The 21,586-nt window shown below is 69.4% G+C and carries 23 protein-coding genes; 17 read left to right on the top strand and 6 right to left on the bottom strand.

Annotated features, from left to right (window positions below; translation table 11 throughout):
* Positions 1-9 precede the first annotated feature (9 nt).
* The 10 genes from ACWDTI_RS23190 to cofG all read left to right on the top strand — a co-directional run bounded on the left by ACWDTI_RS23190 (position 10) and on the right by cofG (position 11,456).
* The gene (locus ACWDTI_RS23190) at positions 10-1,026 is read left to right on the top strand and encodes an ABC transporter ATP-binding protein (RefSeq protein ID WP_449740481.1); all 1,017 of its coding nucleotides are present in this window, start codon (positions 10-12) and stop codon (positions 1,024-1,026) included.
* A complete protein-coding gene (locus ACWDTI_RS23185; RefSeq protein WP_449740480.1) occupies positions 1,023-1,430 on the top strand; it encodes an NUDIX domain-containing protein in 408 nt (135 codons plus the stop codon). The genes ACWDTI_RS23190 and ACWDTI_RS23185 overlap by 4 nt, the downstream gene beginning before the upstream one ends.
* Positions 1,427-2,302 (top strand): EamA family transporter, encoded by an 876-nt coding sequence (locus tag ACWDTI_RS23180; RefSeq protein WP_449740479.1) that lies wholly within the window; start codon positions 1,427-1,429, stop codon positions 2,300-2,302. Before ACWDTI_RS23185 ends, ACWDTI_RS23180 begins: the two co-directional genes overlap by 4 nt.
* Positions 2,303-2,413: 111 nt before the next feature.
* The gene (typA, locus tag ACWDTI_RS23175; protein ID WP_449740478.1) at positions 2,414-4,339 is read left to right on the top strand and encodes a translational GTPase TypA; all 1,926 of its coding nucleotides are present in this window, start codon (positions 2,414-2,416) and stop codon (positions 4,337-4,339) included.
* A 135-nt stretch (positions 4,340-4,474) separates the two neighbouring features.
* The gene (locus ACWDTI_RS23170) at positions 4,475-6,316 is read left to right on the top strand and encodes an ABC transporter family substrate-binding protein (RefSeq protein WP_449740532.1); all 1,842 of its coding nucleotides are present in this window, start codon (positions 4,475-4,477) and stop codon (positions 6,314-6,316) included.
* Positions 6,313-7,206: an N-acetyl-1-D-myo-inositol-2-amino-2-deoxy-alpha-D-glucopyranoside deacetylase gene (gene mshB, locus ACWDTI_RS23165; RefSeq protein WP_449740477.1), complete on the top strand. Its 894-nt coding sequence runs from the start codon at positions 6,313-6,315 to the stop codon at positions 7,204-7,206. The genes ACWDTI_RS23170 and mshB overlap by 4 nt, the downstream gene beginning before the upstream one ends.
* Positions 7,206-7,580 carry a facilitated glucose transporter gene (locus ACWDTI_RS23160; protein WP_449740476.1) on the top strand — a complete coding sequence of 125 codons (375 nt, stop codon included), beginning with the start codon at positions 7,206-7,208 and terminating at the stop codon, positions 7,578-7,580. The genes mshB and ACWDTI_RS23160 overlap by 1 nt, the downstream gene beginning before the upstream one ends.
* A gap of 20 nt (positions 7,581-7,600) precedes the next feature.
* Positions 7,601-8,725 (top strand): FO synthase, encoded by a 1,125-nt coding sequence (locus tag ACWDTI_RS23155; protein WP_449740475.1) that lies wholly within the window; start codon positions 7,601-7,603, stop codon positions 8,723-8,725.
* Positions 8,722-10,188, top strand: a complete 1,467-nt coding sequence (locus ACWDTI_RS23150) for a flavin-containing monooxygenase (RefSeq protein WP_449740474.1) — start codon at positions 8,722-8,724, stop codon at positions 10,186-10,188. The genes ACWDTI_RS23155 and ACWDTI_RS23150 overlap by 4 nt, the downstream gene beginning before the upstream one ends.
* A gap of 8 nt (positions 10,189-10,196) precedes the next feature.
* Positions 10,197-11,456 carry a 7,8-didemethyl-8-hydroxy-5-deazariboflavin synthase CofG gene (gene cofG / locus ACWDTI_RS23145; RefSeq protein ID WP_449740473.1) on the top strand — a complete coding sequence of 420 codons (1,260 nt, stop codon included), beginning with the start codon at positions 10,197-10,199 and terminating at the stop codon, positions 11,454-11,456.
* A gap of 19 nt (positions 11,457-11,475) precedes the next feature.
* Here the strand turns inward: cofG and ACWDTI_RS23140 are convergent, their stop codons facing one another.
* Positions 11,476-11,841 (bottom strand): rhodanese-like domain-containing protein, encoded by a 366-nt coding sequence (locus ACWDTI_RS23140; protein ID WP_449740472.1) that lies wholly within the window; start codon positions 11,839-11,841, stop codon positions 11,476-11,478.
* Between the two features lie 4 nt (positions 11,842-11,845).
* Positions 11,846-12,430, bottom strand: coding sequence for a cysteine dioxygenase (locus ACWDTI_RS23135; RefSeq protein WP_449740471.1), 585 nt, complete (start codon positions 12,428-12,430; stop codon positions 11,846-11,848).
* A gap of 274 nt (positions 12,431-12,704) precedes the next feature.
* Between ACWDTI_RS23135 and fdxA the strand changes: the two genes are divergently transcribed.
* Complete coding sequence (gene fdxA / locus ACWDTI_RS23130) at positions 12,705-13,034, top strand: ferredoxin (RefSeq protein WP_449740470.1); 330 nt, start codon at positions 12,705-12,707, stop codon at positions 13,032-13,034.
* 10 nt (positions 13,035-13,044) lie between these two features.
* Positions 13,045-14,163: a succinyldiaminopimelate transaminase gene (gene dapC / locus ACWDTI_RS23125; RefSeq protein ID WP_449740469.1), complete on the top strand. Its 1,119-nt coding sequence runs from the start codon at positions 13,045-13,047 to the stop codon at positions 14,161-14,163.
* Positions 14,164-14,350: 187 nt separating this feature from the next.
* Here the strand turns inward: dapC and dapD are convergent, their stop codons facing one another.
* The 3 genes from dapD to ACWDTI_RS23110 form a co-directional block, all read right to left on the bottom strand.
* Complete coding sequence (dapD, locus tag ACWDTI_RS23120) at positions 14,351-15,319, bottom strand: 2,3,4,5-tetrahydropyridine-2,6-dicarboxylate N-succinyltransferase (RefSeq protein ID WP_449740468.1); 969 nt, start codon at positions 15,317-15,319, stop codon at positions 14,351-14,353.
* Between the two features lie 81 nt (positions 15,320-15,400).
* On the bottom strand, positions 15,401-15,802 hold the full coding sequence (locus ACWDTI_RS23115) for a VOC family protein (RefSeq protein ID WP_449740467.1): 402 nt from the start codon (positions 15,800-15,802) through the stop codon (positions 15,401-15,403).
* A gap of 73 nt (positions 15,803-15,875) precedes the next feature.
* The gene (locus tag ACWDTI_RS23110) at positions 15,876-16,241 is read right to left on the bottom strand and encodes a zinc-ribbon domain-containing protein (RefSeq protein WP_449740466.1); all 366 of its coding nucleotides are present in this window, start codon (positions 16,239-16,241) and stop codon (positions 15,876-15,878) included.
* A gap of 137 nt (positions 16,242-16,378) precedes the next feature.
* Between ACWDTI_RS23110 and ACWDTI_RS23105 the strand changes: the two genes are divergently transcribed.
* Positions 16,379-16,729: a VOC family protein gene (locus tag ACWDTI_RS23105; RefSeq protein ID WP_449740465.1), complete on the top strand. Its 351-nt coding sequence runs from the start codon at positions 16,379-16,381 to the stop codon at positions 16,727-16,729.
* Between the two features lie 11 nt (positions 16,730-16,740).
* Here the strand turns inward: ACWDTI_RS23105 and ACWDTI_RS23100 are convergent, their stop codons facing one another.
* Positions 16,741-17,085 (bottom strand): hypothetical protein, encoded by a 345-nt coding sequence (locus ACWDTI_RS23100; RefSeq protein ID WP_449740464.1) that lies wholly within the window; start codon positions 17,083-17,085, stop codon positions 16,741-16,743.
* A 167-nt stretch (positions 17,086-17,252) separates the two neighbouring features.
* Here ACWDTI_RS23100 and dapE point away from each other — a divergent pair, with 167 nt between their 5' ends.
* The 4 genes from dapE to ACWDTI_RS23080 all read left to right on the top strand — a co-directional run bounded on the left by dapE (position 17,253) and on the right by ACWDTI_RS23080 (position 21,581).
* Positions 17,253-18,347: a succinyl-diaminopimelate desuccinylase gene (gene dapE / locus ACWDTI_RS23095; RefSeq protein ID WP_449740531.1), complete on the top strand. Its 1,095-nt coding sequence runs from the start codon at positions 17,253-17,255 to the stop codon at positions 18,345-18,347.
* A gap of 22 nt (positions 18,348-18,369) precedes the next feature.
* Positions 18,370-19,185: an LOG family protein gene (locus ACWDTI_RS23090; RefSeq protein ID WP_449740463.1), complete on the top strand. Its 816-nt coding sequence runs from the start codon at positions 18,370-18,372 to the stop codon at positions 19,183-19,185.
* On the top strand, positions 19,182-19,718 hold the full coding sequence (locus ACWDTI_RS23085) for an LOG family protein (protein WP_449740462.1): 537 nt from the start codon (positions 19,182-19,184) through the stop codon (positions 19,716-19,718). The genes ACWDTI_RS23090 and ACWDTI_RS23085 overlap by 4 nt, the downstream gene beginning before the upstream one ends.
* An 84-nt stretch (positions 19,719-19,802) precedes the next feature.
* On the top strand, positions 19,803-21,581 hold the full coding sequence (locus ACWDTI_RS23080) for a long-chain-acyl-CoA synthetase (RefSeq protein ID WP_449740461.1): 1,779 nt from the start codon (positions 19,803-19,805) through the stop codon (positions 21,579-21,581).
* The last annotated feature ends 5 nt before the right edge of the window (positions 21,582-21,586 follow it).

Below are 21,586 nucleotides of genomic sequence, written 5' to 3'. Positions count from 1 at the left end.
TCGGTAGTCATGCTGGAGATCGAGAACGTGGGGGTGCGCTACGGCCCGACGGTCGTGCTCGACGGGGTCGACTGGACGGTCGGCACCTCGGGGTCGGTGGTGACGGCGCTGCTCGGTCCGTCCGGCTGCGGGAAGTCGACGCTGCTGCGGGCGGTCGCCGGACTGGAACCATTGAGCGGCGGACGAATTCGCTTCGACGGCGCCGACCTCGACGGCGTGCCCGCCCATCGCCGCGACTTCGGCGTCGTCTTCCAGGACGGTCAGCTGTTCGCCGGTCGCAGTGTGGCGGCCAACGTCGCGTACGGCCTGAAGATGCGCCGCTGGTCGCGCGCGGCGATCGCCGAACGGGTCACCGAGATGCTCGCCCTGGTGCGGCTGCCCGATCTCGGTGAACGCCGCGTCGACGAATTGTCCGGCGGCCAGGCCCAGCGCGTCGCGCTGGCCCGCGCGCTCGCGCCGCGTCCCCGTCTGCTGCTGCTCGACGAACCGCTCGCCGCCCTCGACCGACTGCTGCGCGACCAACTGGCCGCCGAGATCGCCGACATCGTCCGGGCCACCGACACTCCGACGATCGTGGTGACCCACGACCACACCGAAGCCGCGCTGATGGGGGACACCATCTCGGTGATGCGCGGCGGTGACATCGTGCAAACAGCTGTGCCGCAACAGCTCTGGAGCAGGCCGGCAGACGAGTGGATCGCCCGGTTCCTCGGCGTGACCACCGTCGTGGACGCGCGGATCGTCGACGGCGTCGCCGACACTGCGCTTGGTCGCGCCGATCTGGGCCTGCCGGACGGGCCGGTACAACTCGGTTTGCGTCCGGAGTCGGTGCGGGCCGTCGCCGCCGGAGATGCCGACGCCGTCTCGGGAGTGGTCGCCGCGGCGGCGGACCTGCCCACCGGGCGGCGCCTGCGGGTGACGTCGGGCATCGGTGTCCTCGATGCGGTCACCGCCGAGCACCTCGCGGTCGGTGACGACGTCGCGCTGCTTCTGGTGCCCGAGCGGGTGGCGGTGATCGGGTCGTGACGGCGTCGCGTCTGGTGGTCGGAGGGGCGATCGTCGATCCCGCCCGGCGGCGTCTGCTGCTCGCGCAGCGCAGGTATCCCACCGAGGTGGCCGGACTGTGGGAGCTGCCCGGCGGCAAGGTCGAGGACGGCGAGACGCCGGCCGACGCCCTGCGCCGGGAACTTCACGAGGAGCTCGGGGTGTGGGTGGGCGTCGGGACGGAGCTTGTCGAGCGGGTCGCGTTGCGCGTCGACCTCACCCTGATCGCGATGCGGGCCGAGATCACCGACGGCGTCCCGCACCCGGCCGAACATCAGGCGATCCGATGGGTGGACGCGGCGGCGCTCGCGGCGATGGCACACGACGGCCTGCTCGTGCCCGCCGACTCGGTGTGGGTGCCGGAGCTGCTCGCCGACCTCGAATGACCACCTCGACGAAGCTCATGGCCCCGGGGCTGATGATCCTCGGCGCCACCTCCATGTACGTCGGTGCGGCGATCGCCGTCGTCCTGTTCGACACCCTGGCGCCGGGCACGGTCGCGTGGTTGCGGATCGCCGGGGCCGCGGTCGTCCTGCTCGCCTGGGTGCGACCCGGGTGGGCCGCGTGGCGTCCGTCGCGGTTGCTGTTGGCCGGATCGTTCGGCCTGATCACCGCCGCGATGAACATCGCCTTCTACGAGGCACTCGCACGGCTGCCGCTCGGCACCACGGTCGCGCTCGAGTTCCTGGGTCCGGTCGCCGTCGCCGCGCTCGGCTCGCGGACGCGACGTGATGCGGCGGCATTGGTGCTGGCCGTCGTCGGGGTCCTGCTGATCGCCGATGTCCGCTGGGCGGGCACCCCGGCGGGCGTGCTGCTCGCGCTGACCGCGGCGGCGTGCTGGGCCGGGTACATCGTGCTGGGCAAACGCGTCGCCCGGCGGGGACGCGGGATCGAGGATCTCGCCACCGGGTTCGCCGTCGCCGCCGTCGCGACCTCACCGCTCGCGCTCGGTCTCGGACCGGCCTTCGCCGCCGGCGCTCCGACCGCTCGACTGCTGCTGGCCGGACTCGGGGTGGGCGTGGCGTCCACCGCGATCCCGTACGCACTCGATCAGGTCGTGCTCGCCCGCGTCGGGCAGGCGCAGTTCGCACTCATGCTGGCGCTGTTGCCGGTGACGGCCTGCGTCGTGGGCGCGGTCGCGCTCGGTCAGATCCCGCAGCCCGTCGAGGCGGTCGGCATCCTCGCGGTGGCCGCCGCCGTGGCCGTGCGGTCGACCGGCGCACCGGACGACGAACGCGCCGAGTTCGGCGGCGGATAAGTGAGTGTTCACCGGCTGTGATACCGATCTCAGCGGCCCGGCCGGTACCCTGTACAGGTTGACTTGCCTGCCGGTGATCGCCGGTGACAAACCGCAGTGAAAGAGATCCCAGTGAGCGCTGTCCCCAATTTCCGCAACGTCGCGATCGTCGCGCACGTCGACCACGGCAAGACCACCCTGGTCGACGCGATGCTGCGCCAGTCCGGTGTCTTCGGTGAGCGCGCCGAACTCGTCGACCGCGTGATGGACTCCGGCGACCTCGAGCGGGAAAAAGGCATCACCATTCTCGCGAAGAACACCGCCGTGCACCGTCGCCAGCCCGACGGCACCGAGGTCGTCATCAACGTCATCGACACGCCCGGCCACGCCGACTTCGGCGGCGAGGTGGAGCGCGGACTGTCCATGGTCGACGGTGTCGTGCTGCTCGTCGACGCGTCCGAGGGGCCTCTGCCCCAGACCCGATTCGTGCTCCGCAAGGCTCTTTCGGCCTCGTTGCCGGTCATCCTGCTGGTCAACAAGACCGACCGGCCGGACGCGCGCATCGCCGAGGTCGTCGAGGAAACCCACGACCTGCTCCTCGACCTCGCCTCCGACCTCGACGAGGACGCGGCCGCAGCCGCCGAGCAGGTCCTCGATCTGCCGGTGCTCTACGCGTCGGGTCGCGCTGGCATCGCCAGCACTGTCGAACCCGCCAACGGCGAAGTGCCCGAGGGCGAGAACCTCGACCCGTTCTTCGACGTGCTGCTCGAGCACGTTCCCGCGCCCAAGGGCGACTCCGAGGCCCCGCTGCAGGCGCATGTCACCAACCTCGACGCGTCACCGTTCCTGGGCCGCCTCGGGCTGGTCCGCATCCACAACGGCACCCTGCGCAAGGGGCAGACGGTCGCGTGGTGTCGCGAGGTCGCCAACGCTGACGGCACCGCCGAAGCGATCGTCGAACGCGCGAAGATCACCGAGTTGCTCGCCACCGTCGGCGTCGACCGCAGCCCGGCGGAGTCCGCCGTGGCCGGCGACATCGTCGCGGTCGCCGGCATGAGCGAGATCATGATCGGCGACACCCTCGCCGACGCCGAGAGCCCGGTTGCGCTGCCACGCATCACCGTCGACGAACCCGCCATCTCGGTGTTCATCGGCACCAACACCTCACCGCTGGCCGGCCGCGTCAAGGGTCACAAACTGACCGCACGCATGGTCAAGGACCGGCTCGACACCGAACTCGTCGGCAACGTGTCGCTGCGCGTCCTCGACATCGGCCGCCCCGACGCCTGGGAGGTGCAGGGGCGCGGTGAGCTCGCGCTGGCAATCCTCGTCGAGCAGATGCGACGCGAGGGTTTCGAACTCACCGTCGGCAAGCCGCAGGTGGTCACCCGCAAGGTCGACGGCAAGGTCCACGAGCCGTTCGAGCACCTCACCATCGACGTTCCGGAGGAATACCTGGGTGCGGTCACCCAGTTGCTGGCCGCGCGCAAGGGTCGTATGGACCAGATGAACAACCACGGATCCGGCTGGGTGCGCATGGAGTTCACCGTGCCGTCGCGTGGTCTGATCGGGTTCCGGACCGATTTCCTCACCGAGACCCGCGGCACCGGCATCGCCAACGCCGTGTTCAACGGCTATGACTCGTGGGCCGGCGAGATCCGCGCCCGCCACACCGGTTCGCTGGTCAGCGACCGTGCGGGAAGCGTGACACCGTTCGCGATGATCCAGCTCGCCGACCGCGGCACCTTCTTCGTGAACCCGGGCGACGACACCTATGAGGGCCACGTCGTGGGTATCAACCCACGCGCCGAGGACCTCGACATCAATGTCACCCGCGAGAAGAAGCTCACCAACATGCGGCAGTCGTCGGCCGATGTGATGGAGACGCTCGCGAAACCGATGCAGCTCGAACTCGAGGGCGCGATGGAATTCTGCGCCGCCGACGAGTGTGTCGAGGCCACGCCGGAGGTGGTCCGGGTGCGTAAGGTTCACCTCGATGCGACGACCCGTGCCCGCGAGCGTTCCCGCGCCAAGACGCGCGATCAGGCGGTCGGATAACCCGGGTTGGGCAGTAGCTGCGGCAGTGACAGCCGACCCGGGAGTCGTCGGCGCGTGCGGAATGCGTGGGGGTGGTTGCAGGTGACTCGTGCAGACGGAAGATCCCGGCGAGCCACGGCGCCGCTGTCGGTGCTGATGGTCGGCGTGGTGGCCATGCTGCTCGCCGCGTGCTCGGCCAGTCCGCCGCCCCCGGTGCGCGAGACCGCGGCACCCGCGACCCCGGCCGAGTATCCGACCGAGAAGACCATCTACATCGCGACCGACTCGATCGGCAACGGCTTCAATCCGCACATCGGTGCCGACCAGAGCACGGTCACCACCGCGATCGCCGCGATGACCCTGCCGAGTGCCTTCCGCCCGGTGACCACGCCGACGGGCGTCGTGTGGCGCCGGCAGGACGCGTTGGTCACGTCCGCCGCGGTCACCGCGACCACCCCGTTCACCGTCACCTACCAGATCCACAACGACGCCCAGTGGTCCGACGGCCTGCCGGTCACCGGCGACGACTTCACCTACCTGTGGCAGCAGATGTCGCGGCAGCCCAACGTGGTCGCCCCGGCCGGATATCGGCTGATCGATTCCGTGCAGTCCCGCGCCGGCGGCAAGGAGGTTCAGGTGACCTTCGCGCGGCCGTATCCGGCGTGGCGGGAACTGTTCAGCGGACTGCTGCCGAGTCACGTGCTGCGCGGCGCCCCGGCCGGCTTCCAGACCGGCATGGACACCGGCAAACCGCTGTCGGCGGGACCGTTCCAGGTGGTGTCGATCGACCAGACCCGCGACGAGGTTCGCCTGGCACGCAACGACCGCTACTGGATGACCCCGCCGAGCCTCGACCAGATCGTGCTGCGACGCGCCGGCACCGCCTCGCAGATGGTGGACACCGTGCGATCGGGCGACTCGTCGGTCGTGACCGTGGCGACCGGACCCGCCACCACCGCCGAACTCACCGCGGTGCCCGGATTCGCCTCGCAGCGCAATCCCACCGCACGCGCCCTGACGGTGAGCGTCAACGCCCGGACCTCCACGATGCGGTCGGTGCAGGTGCGCACCGCCGTCCTCGGCATGATCAACTCGGGACTCGTCGCGTACGCCGCCGCCGGCGACGACATCGTCACGCCGTTCGCCAATACCGTCTACGCGCCCACCGATCCCGGCTACACCCCGGTGGACCGGCCGCGGCCGTCGGAGGCGGAGATCACCGCACTCCTCGGGGAGGCGGGCTACGTGCGTGCACCGGAGGTGTCGACGCCGGCGCCGAGCGCCGGAGCATCGGCCACCGCGTCGCCGTCGGGCAGCGCCGCCGCATCGAGCACCGACGCGAGCACGGCCGACGGAACCGCGTCGGAGACGACCGAGATCAAACCGCTCCCCGCCGGGGTCGACCCCTACCGCAACGGCACCGGAGACCTCACGGTCCGGGTGGGTGCCATCAGCGGCGACCCGCGTTCGACGTCGGCCGCCTCCAACATCGTCGACCAGCTCCGCGGCCAGGGCGTGCGGGCCGGCGTGGTGGCCCTGCCCAACAGCGACCTCTACGGTGCGGCACTGACCAACGCACGCGTCGACCTCGTCGTCGGGTGGACCGGGCTGGGTGAGACCCCCGCCGCGGGACTCGCCTCGCAGGTCGACTGTGACCAGCCCAAGCCGGGCACGGCCCCGTCGTTGTCCACGCCGCCGACCCCGACCAGCGTCGCACCCGGCCAGACCGGCACCAGCGCCGACGACAGCTATGCGAGCAATATCTCCGGCGTGTGCGATCCCCAGCTGATCGGTCTGGCGCGGACGGCGCTGTCGGCGCCCGACCCCACCCCGCAGCTCACCGAGGCCGAACCGCTGCTCGCCGCCCAGTCCGTCTACCTGCCGATCTATCAGGACAGCATGCTCGCCGGATCCACCGGCAAGGTCCGCAACGTGCCGCTGACCGGCCCGATCCAGGTTGCCATCTACGGCGACACCGTCTCGTGGGAGCTTCCGTGACCGAATCCGCCGCCGCGTCACCCGCGGCCCGCCGGCTGCTGCTCGTCCACGCCCATCCCGACGACGAGACGATCCAGACCGGTGGCACCATCGCCCGGTATCTCGCCGAGGGTGTCGACGTGCGGGTGGTGACGTTCAGCCTCGGTGAGGAGGGGGAGGTCATCGGCGACGAATGGGCGCAGCTCGTCGCCGACGGCGGCGCCGACCAGCTCGGCGGCTACCGCATCCTGGAACTGACGCGGGCGCTGGCCGCACTCAGTCCCGCCGGCGGTGAACCGTTGCGACCCCGATTCCTCGGGGGCGCGGGCCGCTGGCGGGACTCCGGGATGGCGGGGTCGCCGTCGGCCGCCCATCCCCGGGCGCTGGTGCAGGCACCGTTCGACGCGCTCGTCGACGCGCTGCTCGAAGTCGTCGTCGAATTCGCGCCCCAGGTGGTCGTCACCTACGACAAGGTCGGCACCTACGGGCACCCCGATCACGTGATGGTGCACGACGTGTCGATGGCCGCCCTCCCGATCGCCGTCGACCGTCTCGGCCACCCGATCAAGGTCTACGAGGCGGTGACCGAACACTCGGCGCTCGACGCGGGTCTCGACGCCGCCGTCGATCGCGTCCCCGCCGGCTGGCGGATGCCGGAACCCGGCGAGCTTCCGCGATATCCCGACCGGCACGTCACCGCCGAGATCGACGTCTCCGACGTGTACGACAGAAAGGTCGCTGCGCTTGCCGCGCACGCCACCCAGGTCACCGTGGCCCCGTCGGGCACCGAATACGCGTTGTCCAACAACGTGCTGCAGCCGATCACCGATCACGAGTTCTTCATCCGTACCGCGCCGCCCGCAGACCCATCCGCACCTCGCGAGACCGACCTGTTCGACGGGGTCGCCTGATGCGGTGGGCCGACCGACTGCTGCTGGCCTTCCTGGTGCTCGACGGTTTCGTCGTCGGTGTGCTGTCGGTGGCCTTCGCGTACCTGCGCTTCGGCGGTGTGGTCCTGCCCGTCGCGGCGGTCATCGCCGGAGTTCTCAACTGTGTCTTCCTGTGGCTGGCGTCGTCGTTCACCGACGGACCCGCACGGTATCTGCCGCTGCTCGCGTGGCTGCTCGCGTTGGTGATCGGCAGTCTGCCGGGACCCGGCGGGGACGTCGAACTCGACCCGTCGGGCGCGCTGACCATCCCGACGTTGCTGTTGCTGGTGATCGGTGCGGGACTGCCCGCCGTGCTGGCCTGGACCGGACGACTGCCCGCTCCGGATGTGTCCTGACCGACGGTTACAGTGGGGGAATGGTCCTGCGTCAGTGGGCTGCCGACACGCACGCCGCGGTAGACGATGTTCGCGCTGCGGTGCGACACGTATCCGACGACCCGTCGGCGCTGACCGATGACGAATGGGTGGCACTGCTCGGCGCGTCCGGTGACGAACTCGACGAACTGACCGCGCTCGCCGACGCCGTGCGGCGCGAGGTGACCGACCCGTCGGCGCTCACCTTTGTGGTGAACCGCAACCTCGACACCGCCGTCATCGCCGACGAGCGTCGCAGCGGGCCGAGCGTCGAGGACCTCGTCGGCGAGGCGTGGCAACTCGGTGCCACCGAGATCTGCATGCAAGGGCCGATCCCCGCCGACGCCCCCGCCGACACCTACCTGCGGCTCGTCGAGCGCATTCACGCCGCCGCGCCCGATGTGCATCTGCATGCATACCGGCCGCCGGAGGTGGCCGATGCCGCGGCGCGCATGGGCATCGACCGCACCGAGTTCCTGCGTCGCGCACGCGCCGCCGGCCTCGGTTCGGTCCCGGGCACCGCCGCGCAGGTGCTCGACGACGAGGTGCGTGCCCGCCTGTCCGGCAACACCGCGCCACCGGTGTCCGACTGGGTCGCATCCATCGAGGCCGCACATTCGGTGGGTCTGTTCTCCACCGCGACACTGTTGTACGGCCACGTGGAGACTCCGGCCCAGCAAGTCGCGCATCTGCGACTGCTCACCGAGATCCAGCGCCGCACAAGCGGATTCAGTGAGCTGATCCTGATGCCGCTGCTCCCGCAGAATGCGCCGCCACCGGTCGCCGACGAGGCGGTCGCGACGGTGTCGGAGCGGGAGTCGCGGGCCGTGCACGCCGTCGCCCGACTGATCACGCTGCGCCACTTCGATCACCTGCAGGTGGCGTGGACCAAGCAGGAGCCCGACACCGTCCTCGCGCTGCTCACCGGTGGTGCCGACGACATCGGTGGCCTACTCCTCGACGGTGAGCTCATGCCCTCGGCCGGCCAGGAGTCGGGCCGGGTGCTGACCGTCGACGACCTCGTCGACATCGCCGCCCGCGTCGGGCGCACCCCGCGCCAGCGCACCACCGGATACGGCGAGCCCGAAGCGGACCGCCTGCTGCCGATCCCGCAGGTGCGCCGGTGACCGACGTCGACGTCGCCATCGTCGGTGCGGGCTTCGCCGGCATCGGGATGGCCACCCAATTGGCCAGGCGCGCAAGCGAATCCTTCGTCGTCATCGAACGTGCCGATGCGGTCGGCGGCACCTGGCGCGACAACACGTATCCCGGGATCGCCTGCGACATCCCCGCACACCTGTATTCGTTCTCGTTCCGCCCACCGTCGGACTGGGCGCGCATGTTCCCCAGCGGGGCCGAGATCCAGCGATACCTGCAGCAGACCGTCGACGACGAGGGGCTCACACCGAACATCCGGCTCAACTGTGCTCTCCACCACGCACGCTGGGACGTCGAGGCCGCCCGGTGGGAACTGTCCACCGACTCCGGGCCGATCCGCGCCCGGGTGCTGGTGCTCGCCGTCGGGCGTCTGTCCGAACCCCGGATGCCCGATGTCGACGGCCTCGGCGACTTCGCGGGCGCCGTCGTGCACACCGCGGCCTGGCGCCCGGATCTGCTGCGCGGCGGCGAACGCATCGGTGTCGTCGGGACCGGGGCGTCGGCGGTCCAGGTGATCCCGCACCTCGTCGAGGATGCCGAGGAGATCGTCGTCTTCGGCCGCACCCCACCGTATGTGGTGCCCCGCGGCGACCGCGCGTTCTCCCCGGGCGAGCGCGCCGACCTCCAGGTGCCGGACAACGCGGCGGCACTGCGCGAGAGGCTGCTCACCGACGCGGACAAGGCATTTCGGCAACGGCTCGGGTTGCGCCCCGACATCGACGAGATCCGGGACCGGTCGCTGCGCCATCTCGCCGACCACGTCGCCGACCCCGACCTGCGCGCGGCGCTGACGCCGGACTACGAGATCGGCTGCAAGCGCATCCTGCTGTCCGACGACTTCTACCCGGCCCTGCAGCGCCCCAACGTCGTCTACGAGCCCAGCGCACTGGCGTCGGTCCTCGAGAGCAAGGCGTGCGCCGCCAGCGGACGCTCCTACGATCTCGATGTCCTCGTGATGGCAACGGGTTTCGAGGCGACTCGACCCCCGGTGGCCACCCGCATCCGAGGTGCCCGCGGGCTCGTGCTCGACGATCACTGGAGCCGCGGGATGACCTCGTACGCGTCCACGACGGTCAGCGGATTCCCCAACATGTTCGTCCTCGACGGCCCCAACGCCGCGCTCGGCCACAACTCCGCCATCTACATGATCGAGACACAGCTGGACTACGTGCTGGGAGCGCTGGAGTACTTGTCGCACAACGGAGTCGCCACGATGGAGGTGACCGCCGACGCCGAGCGCGACTACACGGCCGAGATCGACGAACGCAGCGCCTCCACGGTGTGGCTCACCGGGTGCGACAGTTGGTACGTCGATCCCCGAAGCGGTCGCCTGACGCTGCTGTGGCCCGGGACCGCGGTGTCCTTCCGTGAGCGCAACGGCACCTTCGACCCGGCGCCCTATCTTTTCGACACCATCGATGGGGACGGGTAAGTGCCGAGATGAGTCATCACACAACAATTCCCGAAGCACTGTCCGCGGCGCGCAGCGCTGCGGACAACGGTGCGCCGATCTCCGTCGACGCGGCCACCGCGCTACTGGCATGCGCTGGCGACGACCTGGTGGAACTGCAGTCCGTCGCCGGACGGCTACGCGACGCCGGCCTGGCGTCGGTGGGCCGGGACCGGCAGATCACCTACTCGCGCAAGGTCTTCGTGCCGCTCACCCGACTGTGTCGCGACCGATGCCACTACTGCACGTTCGTCACCGTGCCCGGCAAACTGACCCGTGACGGACACGGCATGTACCTCGAGCTCGACGAGGTCCTCGACATCGCCCGTCAGGGCGCCGAACTCGGCTGCAAGGAAGCGTTGTTCACGCTCGGCGACCGGCCCGAGGACAGGTGGCCGCAGGCCGGGGAGTGGCTCGCCGCGCATGGCTACACCTCGACGCTGGACTACGTTCGTGCCGCCGCGGTCGCGGTGCTCGAGCAGACCGGCCTGTTGCCGCACCTGAACCCCGGGGTGATGAGCGCCGACGAACTCCGATGGCTGCGGCCGGTCGCACCCTCGATGGGCATGATGCTCGAGACGACGTCGCGGCGGCTGTTCACCGAGAAGGGGCAGCCGCACTACGGCAGCCCCGACAAGGACCCCCTCGTCCGCCTGCAGGTGCTCGACGACGCCGGCCGAACCCGCGTCCCGTTCACCACCGGAATCCTCGTCGGCATCGGCGAAACCTTGTGGGAGCGGGCCGAATCCATCGTCGCGATCGCGGATGCACATCGCGCGTACGGCCATATCCAAGAGGTCATCGTGCAGAACTTCCGCGCGAAACCCGACACCGCCATGCGCGGTACACCCGACGCGGAGATGACCGAGTTCCTCGCCGCCGTGGCCGTCGCCCGCATCGTGCTGGGCCCGGACATGCGGGTGCAGGCGCCGCCGAACCTGGTGTCGCGCTCCGAATGCGCGGCTCTCATCGCATCGGGTATCGACGACTGGGGTGGCGTATCACCGCTGACCCCCGATCACGTCAACCCCGAACGGCCGTGGCCCAACCTCGACGCGCTCGCGGAGATCACCGCCGAATCCGGCTACGTCCTCGCCGAACGGATCACCGCGCAGCCCCGCTATGTGCTCGCCGGCGACGGGTGGATCGACGCGTCACTGGCCGAACACGTTGCCGCCCTGGCAGATCCGGTGACCGGGCTGGCCGCCGACGTGATCCCGCACGGGCGACCCTGGCCGGCCGTCGCCTGACCCGGGCCCGGTGCGGGCGTCAGCCGGCGGTCTGCCGCCAGGCGTCCCAGCCGCCGATCACATCGGTGGCACGGTGCAGTCCGATGCTGCGCAGCGTGGCCGCGGCCAGACTCGACGCATAGCCTTGCTGGCACAGGATGATCCAGCGGACATCGTGGTCGACGGCCTCGGCGATGCGCGCGTCGCTGGCCGGATCGCAGCGCCACTCGAGCACGTTGCGCTCGATGACCACCGCTCCAGGAGGTCCGCCGGTCGCCGTGCGCTGCGCTTGCGGACGGATGTCGACCAGCACCGCGCCGGCCGCGACCTCGCCGGCGACGTCGGCGGGCGACACCCGGTCGAGGCCGTCGCGCGCCTGCGCCAGCAGATCGTCGATGGTGGGCACGGCATCACTCCGGTTCGTCGGTCAGTTCGGTGCGGGTCCGTCGTAGCGTCGCATGATCGGTGACCGCGTAGTACGACATCGCGGTCAGCGGCGGCGAATACGCGTGCACGCTGAGTGTCGGTCCGGCCGTCGGAGCGGGCGCCTGTGCGTCCGAGTCGTGGCGTCCGGGGAGCGGATCGTGGCGCTGCACATCGTGCACCCAGCCCAGCGGAAACGCCGCCTGGTCGCCGGCGTCGAGGATGCGCAGCGCCAGGTCGCGGCCGGTCCAGCGGTACTCCCGCAGCGATCCGGACAGGACGGTCAGCGCGCCGAGGGAGCCGGCGTGGTCGTGCAGTTCCGTCGACCGGTCCGGGGTCCAGCTGATCAGCCACAGATCGAGGTCGTCGTCGGATTCCAGGCGCATCGACCAGCGTTCGACCGGGTCCCAGCAGTCGGGCAGCAGGTGGTCGTAGACGCCGTCGACGACGTCGGCGACCCCCTGGTCGGTGATCCGCAGCAGGTCGGCGGGCCGCAGGCGAGTCGGGAGATTCGCGGTGCGGGCGTGGATGGGGGCGACAGCGGTGGCCTGGTCGATCACGGAATCCACCATGATGCCCCGAGGTGCGCCCGTCGACGGTTATCCGCACGGTGAGCACAAGGTGGACCGTCCGGTGTGATGCCCGTTACTCACCCGGGGCCGGGCGGGGGATGGTTTCGTCGTTCGGGCGACCCGCCCGATAGTCTGGACTCGGATATCTGTGTGCCGACCCGACGGTGGGTCCCGCATGTGTCCGACCTGCGGCGCGTCCAGCCCACGCGCCGTTCCGCCGACCACACGCGGGTGCGGGCGAGGGCCGGGTGAGAGTTTTGCAGTGAAGGAGAGTGTGGTGACGTACATCATCGCGGAGCCTTGTGTGGATGTGCTGGACAAGGCCTGCGTCGAGGAATGCCCGGTGGACTGCATCTACGAGGGCGGCCGGATGCTCTACATCCAGCCCGACGAGTGCGTCGACTGCGGTGCCTGTGAACCGGTGTGCCCGGTCGAGGCGATCTTCTACGAAGATGATGTGCCCGACGACTGGGAACCCTACGTCGGCGCCAACGCGGACTTCTTCGACGACCTCGGGTCGCCCGGTGGCGCGAGCAAGGTCGGCAAGGTCGAGGCCGACCCGCCCTTCATCAAGGGCCTGCCCCCGATGGGCGAAGAAGCCTGATCCGGCGATCGTGAACACGCCGCGCACACGCCGTCGGGTCAGTTCGGTCCTGCCGGACTTCCCCTGGGACACGATCGCCGACGCGAAGGCCCGTGCCGCATCGCATCCGGGCGGCATCGTCGACCTGTCGGTGGGCACCCCCGTCGACCCGGTCGACCCGGTGATCCGCACGGCGCTCGCCGATGCCTCCGGATTTCCCGGGTATCCGACGACGATCGGCACCCCGGAGTTGCGTCGTGCGGCGGTCTCGGCGGTCGGCCGGCGCTACGGTGTTGCCGGTCTGGACGAGCGGGGCGTGCTACCGGTCATCGGCACCAAAGAGGCCATCGCCGGTCTCACCTCGACCCTCGGCATCGGCGCCGGCGACCTCGTGGTGGTGCCCGAAGTCGCTTATCCCACATACGAAGTCAGCGCTCTGCTGGCCGGGGCGACACCGGTGCGCGCGGACTCGACGGTGGCGCTCGGACCGAGCGCACCCGCGCTGGTGTTCCTCAACTCGCCGTCCAACCCGACCGGCCGGGTGCTCGGCATCGACCATCTGCGCAAGGTCATCGACTGGGCGCGCGACCGGGGTGCGATCGTCGTGTCCGACGAGTGCTACCTGGGCCTCGAGTGGGAGCAGGATGCGTACTCGATCCTGGACCCGCGCGTCAGCGACGGCGACCACACCGGCCTGCTCGCGGTGTTCTCGCTGTCCAAGGTGTCCAATCTGGCGTCCTACCGTGCCGGTTTCCTCGCCGGTGACCGCGAGCTGATCGCCGAACTGCTCGCCGTGCGCAAGCACGCCGGGATGATGGTGCCGTTCCCGGTGCAGGGCGCGATGGTTGCCGCGCTGAACGACGACGCACACGTGGCCGTACAGCGCGACCGCTACCGCGCGCGCCGCGACACCCTGCTGGCCGCCGTCCGCGGCGCCGGATTCCAGGTCGATCACTCGGAGGCCGGCCTCTACCTCTGGACCACCCGCGGCGAGGACTCCCGCGCCACGCTGGACTGGTTCGCCGACCGCGGCATCCTCGTCGCGCCCGGCGACTTCTACGGCCCCGCCGGCACCCGCCACGTGCGGATCGCGTTGACCGCCACCGACGAGCGCATCGCCGCGGCGGCCGATCGCCTCAGCGCTGGTTGAGCCCGTCGAAACCACACGGCTGGTTGAGCCTGTCGAAACCACACCCGCAGGTTGAGCGCCTACCGCTGGTTGAGCTTGTCGAAACCGCGCATGTCGTCGGACCTCCGCCGTTCGTCCAGCGTCGGGTTCGCTTCGCTCGCTCGTCGCGCTCAACGAACAGGCGGTGCGCGACGAGCGAGAAACAGCCTCAGTTGTGCTTGTGCAGCGCCTCGTTCAGAGCGATCCCGTCGCCCTTCCACGGCGTGACCTCGACGCCGCCGGTGAGGCTGTTGCGGCGGAACAGCAGATTCGACTGCCCGGCGAGGTCGCGCGCCTTGATCGCGGTGCCGTCCGGACCGGTCACCTTGGTTCCCGCGGTGACATAGAGGCCGGCTTCGATGACGCAGTCGTCGCCGAGCGGGATACCGCATCCGGAGTTGGCGCCGAGCAGGCACCGCTTGCCGAGCGAGATGATCTCCTTGCCGCCGCCGGAGAGCGTGCCCATGGTGGACGCGCCGCCGCCGATGTCCGAGCCGTCGCCGACGACCACACCGGCCGAGATCCGGCCCTCGACCATCGACGAGCCGAGCGTGCCGGCGTTGTAGTTCACGAATCCCTCGTGCATCACGGTGGTGCCGGCCGCCAGGTGTGCGCCGAGCCGCACCCGATCGGCGTCGCCGATCCGGACGCCACCGGGCACCACGTAGTCGACCATCCGCGGGAACTTGTCGACGCTGTAGACGGTCACCGGGCCACGACGACGCAGCCGGGCCCGGGTCGCCTCGAAATCGTGTGTGGCGCAGGGTCCGTGGTTGGTCCAGACGACGTTGGACAGCAGGCCGAAGATCCCCTCCAGGTTGGTGCCGTGAGGGGTGACCAGCCGATGCGACAGCAGATGCAGCCGAAGGTAGATGTCGTAGGCGTCATCGGGGGTCGACGACAGATCGGTGATGGCGGTCCGCACCGCGACCGTCTTGACGCCCCGCGCGGAGTCGACGCCGACCAGGTCGCGCAGACCCTCGGAGACCTCGTCCGCCGCCAGGATCGTCGTTCCCGACGCCTCCGGGCTGCCGAGCTCGGGGGAGGGGAACCACACGTCGAGAACCACACCGGGATCAGCGGACCCGCCGTTCGTCACGGTGGCTATGCCGGTTGCGTAAGCGCCATTCGTCGTCACGGGAGAAAAGCCTACCGGGGCGGGGACAGCCGATGCCATGAGCGCCTCGCCACGGCCACGGCCGGGCCGTGCTGGGACGGGTCAGCCGAGCGGGCAGTAGAAGTCGACGGGATTGTCATCCGGGTCGAGCACCACCGCATAGCGCTGACCCCAGACCGCGTCGAACGGCTCCACCGCCGAACGATTCCCGGCATCGAGGCGGGCATATGCGGCATCCACGGCGTCGGGTGTCGCGCACTCGAAAGCGAGCGCCATCCGATGACCGCCGGTGGGCGGATGCCAGCCCGGCGTGAAGGACTCGACCACGGCATACGTGTCGAACAGGATCCGGATCCCTCCGGCGACAGTCTCGGCATGAGGTTGGTTGTCTGCGCCGTCGGGGAACTCGAGGCCGACCATGCGGTAGAACGCCAGCGCCGCGCCCATGTCGCGCGTCACGAGGGACAGGGCGTTGAAGGTCGGGGCCGGAGAATCGGTGGTCATGCCCCGACGTTATCCGCGCGTGCGGCGACGGTCGTGAGGTTTGCGGAGAGTCGTCGGCGTGAACCGCTGCCGGTCAGAACCCGCCCTGCCGCATCGAGGATTGCGGCTGTTGCGGGTGATGATGCTGCGGGTGCTGGGGATGCTGCGTCGCGGCGTGCTGCTGCGGCGCCGGATACGGCGCTGCCGCCCCGTGCTGCTTCGCCCGCGCGTCGGCGACGAAACGCTCCGCGTTCTCCCGGCTCAATGTCGACGCCCGGCCGCAATAGGAGCAGGTCATCTGGTAGTTGCCGTGGCCGAACGGAAAGATCGGCAGGAAGAACAGCGTGAACCAGGTACGGACCCGGAACAGTCGCTGAGCGGCCTGCGTGTGGCAGAACCCGCAGGTGAAGAACAGCGCGGCCAGAAACGCCGTCGTCGTCCGGCTCCCGAAGATGATCATGTCGGTCCTTCCCCCGTTGAGCATCACGATGATACGGCGAGGACCCCTGTCGACCGCCGTCCGTCGGTCCGGTGTCATCCACGCGCACGACGAAACGCGTAACTTGGGGTCACGTCGGTCGGCACGAGGAGGACCTCATGATCCGCGGTATGCATGCCATGTTCTATTCCTCCGACGACGGCGCACTGCGCGAGTTCCTCCGCGACAAGCTGCAGCTACCCGGCAGCGACACCGGCGGCGGCTGGCTCATCTTCGACGCCCCGGAGGCCGATCTCGGCGTGCACCCCACCGATGGTGAGCAGCCACCGTCGGGCACCGCCGACATCTCGTTCTACTGCGACGACATCGAGCAGACCGTCGCGGAGCTCACCGGTCGCGGCGTCGAGTTCACCGGACCCGTCGAGGACCACGGGTACGGACTCGTGACCCATTTCCACGTTCCCGGTGGCTTCACGGTGCAGCTCTACGAGCCGCGCTATCAGAAATGAGACCAGGCGGCTCACGACGATCTGCTCTTCTCGTCGGCGGCCACGATGTCGATCGCGGCGGTGAAGATCAGACGCGCGTGCAGCTCGAATAGTGCCGTGAAATCGATGGCATCTCCGTCGATTTCACGTGCGATGAACAGGCCGTCGGCTCCGGCGATCGCATAGGTCGCGATGAGCGCGACGCTTCGTTCGGTGAGGTCGGGAGCCGCGTCGCGGACCAGGGCGGCGAATCGGTCGACGGTGAGTGTCCGGCTGTCGAGATAGATCGTTCGGCCCGACGGCTCCTCGTCGCGCCGCCGCAGTGCCAGCTTGAGTCCGAGCCGGAGGGCGTCGAGCGCCAACCTCGAGGCGATCATCGCCGACGAGATCGGGGTTGACGACGGTCGCCAGATGCCGCACTTCGCGTCGATCGAGTGGCATCTCGAGCAGGTGGATCTCTGATTCGTCGGAGCCGCCGACGCGGGTGTGGTCGCGGTCCGGGTGTGCGGGTTAGGTTGGTCGGGTGACGACCGCGCCCGAGACCATCCCCGCCCTCGACCTGCACGCCGACCCCGTCGACCTGACCGCCGCCCTCGTCGACATCGCGAGCGAGTCCCGCCACGAGACCGCCATCGCCGACGCGGTCGAGCACGCTTTACGCACGCAGACAACGGGTTTCGAGATCGTCCGAGACGGCGACCGGGTGCTCGCACGCACCGACCGCGGTTCGGGTCGCCGGGTCATCCTCGCCGGGCATCTCGATACGGTGCCGGTGGCGGGCAACCTGCCGTCCCGGCGGACCACCGACGACGACGAAGGCGACGTGCTGCACGGCTGCGGCACCGTCGACATGAAATCCGGTGACGCGGTGTTCCTCCACCTCGCGGCCACCCTGACCGAGCCGTCGTGCGACCTCACGCTGATCTTCTACGACTGCGAGGAGATCGCCGCGAAGTACAACGGCCTCGGGTTCATCGAGCGCGACGCGCCCGAGTGGTTGGCCGGCGACGTCGCGATCCTCGGCGAACCCACCGCCGGGCTGATCGAGGCAGGCTGCCAGGGGACGCTGCGGGTGCGTCTGTCCACCACCGGTGTGCGTGCCCACTCCGCGCGATCATGGATGGGCGACAACGCGATTCACAAACTCGGTGCCGTCCTCACCACGCTGGCAGGCTACCGGCCGCGCCGCGTGGACATCGACGGCTGCGAGTACCGGGAAGGGCTCTCGGCGGTCGGTGTCGGCGGCGGTGTCGCCGGGAACGTCGTCCCCGACACGGCCTGGGTCGACGTGAACTTCCGCTTCGCCCCGGACCGCAGCGTCGAGCAGGCCACCGATCACGTCCGCGACGTCTTCGCCGATCACCTCGCCGACGGCGAAGTGGGTTTCGAGGTCACCGACTCGGCCGCGGGAGCCCTTCCGGGACTGTCGAATCCGGCCGCCGCCGCCCTGGTCGAGGCGGCCGACGGACGTTTCCGCGCCAAGTACGGGTGGACCGACGTCTCCCGGTTCTCCGCGCTCGGCATCCCGGCGGTCAACCTCGGTCCCGGCGATCCGAATCTCGCGCACCGCGCCGACGAGCGGGTACCGGTCGCGCAGATCCGGGAGGTGACCGAGCTCTTGCGGCGTTATCTGTCCTGAGCGCGGGGTAGCGTGGGTGACCATGTCGTCGGATGACAGCAACCCCGGCCGCCATCGCGTCGAGGATCCCGACCTCGGGGACCTCGAAACGTGTTACGTCGGGCCGGTGCGAGTCCGGCGCGACCCCACCGCGGAAGACGCCACCACCACCGATCGCCGATTTCTCGAATGGGTCGACCCGCGCGACGCGCAGGTGCGTGCCGACCGCACGATCCGCGACTCCTGGCGGGTGCTGCGTATCCAGTCGGAGTTCGTGGCCGGCTTCGACGCCATGAGCGAGGTCGCCGAGGCCGTCACGGTGTTCGGCTCCGCGCGCCTGGCACCCGGCAGCGAGTACTACGACCTCGCGATACGTCTGGGTCGGGCCCTCGGCGAGGCCGGATACGCCGTCATCACCGGCGGCGGACCGGGCGCGATGGAGGCCGCCAACAAAGGAGCCTGGGAGGCGGGGGCACAGTCGATCGGACTCAACATCGAGCTGCCGTTCGAGCAGCACCTCAACCGCTGGGTCGACGTCGGCATGAACTTCCGCTACTTCTTCGTCCGCAAGACGATGTTCGTGAAGTACGCCCAGGCCTTCGTCTGCTTGCCGGGCGGATTCGGGTCGCTCGACGAACTCTTCGAGGCGCTGACCCTGGTGCAGACCGAGAAGGTGGTGCGGTTCCCGATCGTGCTGCTCGGCCGCGACCACTGGGCGGGGCTGATCGACTGGATGCGCGATGTCCTGCTGGCCAAGGGGATGATCTCCGACGACGACCTCGAGATCCTGCAGGTCGTCGACGAACCCGCCGAGGTCGTCGAGATCATCGCCGCCGCGGCGGCCGGACGTGCCCGATGAGCGCGATCTGCGTCTACTGTGCCTCCGGCCCGGTGGCGCCGGAGTTCCTCGATCTCGCCACCGAACTGGGCACCGCGCTGGCCGCCGATGGGCACACGCTGGTCTCCGGCGGCGGCAACGTCTCAATGATGGGCGCGATCGCGAAGGCGACGCGCGCCGGCGGGGGCCGGACCATCGGCATCATCCCGCGCGCACTGATGGAACGCGAGGTCGCCGACCTCGGTGCCGACGAACTCGTCGTCACCGAGACCATGCGGGAACGCAAGCGGCAGATGGACGAACGGGCCGACGGGTTCATCACGATGCCCGGTGGCATCGGCACGCTCGAGGAACTGTTCGAGACGTGGACCGGTGGGTACCTCGGGATGCACGACAAACCGGTCGTGCTGCTCGACCCGTTCGGCTTCTACGAGCCGCTGCTGACCTGGCTCGACGATCTGTCCGGTCGGGGATTCGTCGCCCGAGCCGCGCTCGACCGCCTGCTGGTGACCGATTCCGTGCCGTCCGCGATCCGTCTTGCTACTGGCCGGTAATGTAGGGGTGATGATCGCAACGGTGGTTGAGACGATCGCCGTGCGTCACCCCCAGATTTCCTCGTGGAAGCGGAGTAGCAGCTGATGTCGAGTAGTGATACCCACACTGCCGTCGGTCTCACGGATCTCATCCGAGGCGTCGTGAAGATGGCGCCACACGCCCCCAACATGGTCCGGCATCTGCCGCGGCTGATCCACCGGCCGCCGGAGGCGCAGCGCACCATCGGCTCGATCTTCCAGAAGCACGCCGCGGCACACCCGGACCGTCCGTTCATCCGGTTCGAGGGTCGCTCGATGACCTACGGCGAGGTCAACCGGCGCGTCAACCGCTACGCCGAGGTACTCGCCGAGAACGGGGTGGAGCGAGACGACGTCGTCGCCATCCTGTCGAAGAACAACCCCACCGACCTGATGCTGATCCTCGCGACGGTCAAACTCGGGGCCACCGCCGGCATGCTGAACTACAACCAGCGTGGAAAAGTGTTGGCGCACAGCGTTTCTCTTCTCGGCGCGAAGGTCCTCGTGTACGACCCGGACTGTGCCGAGGCGTTCGAGGACATCCCCGCCGACGACCGGCCGAAGCACGTGTTCGACTTCGACGCCTTCGACGCGGCGGCCGAGGGAAAATCCGAGCACGACCCCCAGATCACCGCCACTCTGCCCGCGTCCACCAAGGCCTTCTACATCTTCACCTCGGGGACGACCGGCATGCCGAAGGCCAGCGTGATGAGCCACAACCGGTGGCTGGCGAACCTCTCCGGCATCGGCGGGCTGGCGGTGCGGCTCAAGCACAGCGACACCATGTACGTCGCCCTGCCGCTCTATCACAACAACGCGCTCTCGGTGTCGCTCGGTTCGGTGCTGGCCTCCGGCGCCTGCATCGCGATCGGGCGCTCGTTCTCCGCGTCGAAGTTCTGGGATGACGTCATCCGCAACCGCGCCACCGCGTTCTGCTACATCGGCGAGCTGTGCCGCTACCTGCTCGCGCAGCCGGAGAAGCCGACCGACCGCCAGCACGCCGTCAAGGTGATCATCGGCAACGGCATGCGCCCCGAGATCTGGGACGAGTTCTCCGAGCGGTTCGGCATCGAACGCATCGTGGAGTTCTACGGCGCCAGTGAACTGAACCTGGCGTTCGTCAACGCGTTCGACGTCGCCCGCACTGCGGGCTTCTGCCCGCTCCCGTACAAGATCGTCGCCTACGACGAACACGGGGACCCCAAGCGCGACAAGAACGGTCGGTTGATCGAGGTGGCGAAGGGGGGCACCGGTCTGCTGATCGCCGAGATCAGCGAACGCGTGCCGCTCGACGGCTACACCGACCCCGACGAGACCGAGAAGAAGGTCATCCGCGACGCCTTCAAGGACGGCGACGCCTACTTCAACTCCGGGGACCTGGTGCGCGATCAGGGCTTCTCCCACATCGCCTTCGTCGACCGGCTCGGCGACACCTTCCGCTGGAAAGGGGAGAACGTCGCCACCACCGAGGTAGAAGGAGCGCTCGACTCGTTCGGCTCGATCGCACAGTCGGTGGTCTACGGCGTCGAGGTCGAGGGCACCGACGGGCGGGCCGGAATGGCCGCGATCAAGATCCGCGACGGTCAGGAACTCGATCCGGAGAAGCTGGCCGGCCACCTCTACGACAACCTGCCGTCGTACGCGGTACCGCTGTTCGTCCGGGTCGTCGATGACTTCGAACAGACCTCGACGTTCAAGAACCGCAAGGTCGAACTGCGCGACGAGGGCTACACCGACGCGGGCGACGACCAGATCTACGTGCTCGCCGGCAAGGAGAAGGGCTACGTCGAGTTCTACGACGACTATCCCTCCGACGTCGCGAAAGCGAAGGCGCCGAAGGGCTGACTTAC

Source organism: Gordonia sp. NPDC003424 (assembly GCF_053588655.1).
This window is presented reverse-complemented; position numbering and strand designations above follow the sequence as displayed.

What these genes read in the sequence shown, in the direction of transcription:
- cofG (WP_449740473.1), top strand. Translation starts at nt 10,197, where the DNA reads ATGAGTCATCACACAACAATTCCCGAAGCACTGTCCGCGGCGCGCAGC.
- ACWDTI_RS23110 (WP_449740466.1), bottom strand. Translation starts at nt 16,241, where the DNA reads ATGATCATCTTCGGGAGCCGGACGACGACGGCGTTTCTGGCCGCGCTG.
- ACWDTI_RS23155 (WP_449740475.1), top strand. Translation starts at nt 7,601, where the DNA reads ATGGTCCTGCGTCAGTGGGCTGCCGACACGCACGCCGCGGTAGACGAT.
- ACWDTI_RS23135 (WP_449740471.1), bottom strand. Translation starts at nt 12,430, where the DNA reads ATGGTGGATTCCGTGATCGACCAGGCCACCGCTGTCGCCCCCATCCAC.
- ACWDTI_RS23085 (WP_449740462.1), top strand. Translation starts at nt 19,182, where the DNA reads ATGAGCGCGATCTGCGTCTACTGTGCCTCCGGCCCGGTGGCGCCGGAG.
- ACWDTI_RS23115 (WP_449740467.1), bottom strand. Translation starts at nt 15,802, where the DNA reads ATGACCACCGATTCTCCGGCCCCGACCTTCAACGCCCTGTCCCTCGTG.
- ACWDTI_RS23160 (WP_449740476.1), top strand. Translation starts at nt 7,206, where the DNA reads ATGCGGTGGGCCGACCGACTGCTGCTGGCCTTCCTGGTGCTCGACGGT.
- ACWDTI_RS23080 (WP_449740461.1), top strand. Translation starts at nt 19,803, where the DNA reads ATGTCGAGTAGTGATACCCACACTGCCGTCGGTCTCACGGATCTCATC.
- ACWDTI_RS23105 (WP_449740465.1), top strand. Translation starts at nt 16,379, where the DNA reads ATGATCCGCGGTATGCATGCCATGTTCTATTCCTCCGACGACGGCGCA.
- ACWDTI_RS23180 (WP_449740479.1), top strand. Translation starts at nt 1,427, where the DNA reads ATGACCACCTCGACGAAGCTCATGGCCCCGGGGCTGATGATCCTCGGC.
- ACWDTI_RS23100 (WP_449740464.1), bottom strand. Translation starts at nt 17,085, where the DNA reads ATGATCGCCTCGAGGTTGGCGCTCGACGCCCTCCGGCTCGGACTCAAG.
- ACWDTI_RS23190 (WP_449740481.1), top strand. Translation starts at nt 10, where the DNA reads ATGCTGGAGATCGAGAACGTGGGGGTGCGCTACGGCCCGACGGTCGTG.
- ACWDTI_RS23090 (WP_449740463.1), top strand. Translation starts at nt 18,370, where the DNA reads ATGTCGTCGGATGACAGCAACCCCGGCCGCCATCGCGTCGAGGATCCC.
- ACWDTI_RS23170 (WP_449740532.1), top strand. Translation starts at nt 4,475, where the DNA reads ATGGTCGGCGTGGTGGCCATGCTGCTCGCCGCGTGCTCGGCCAGTCCG.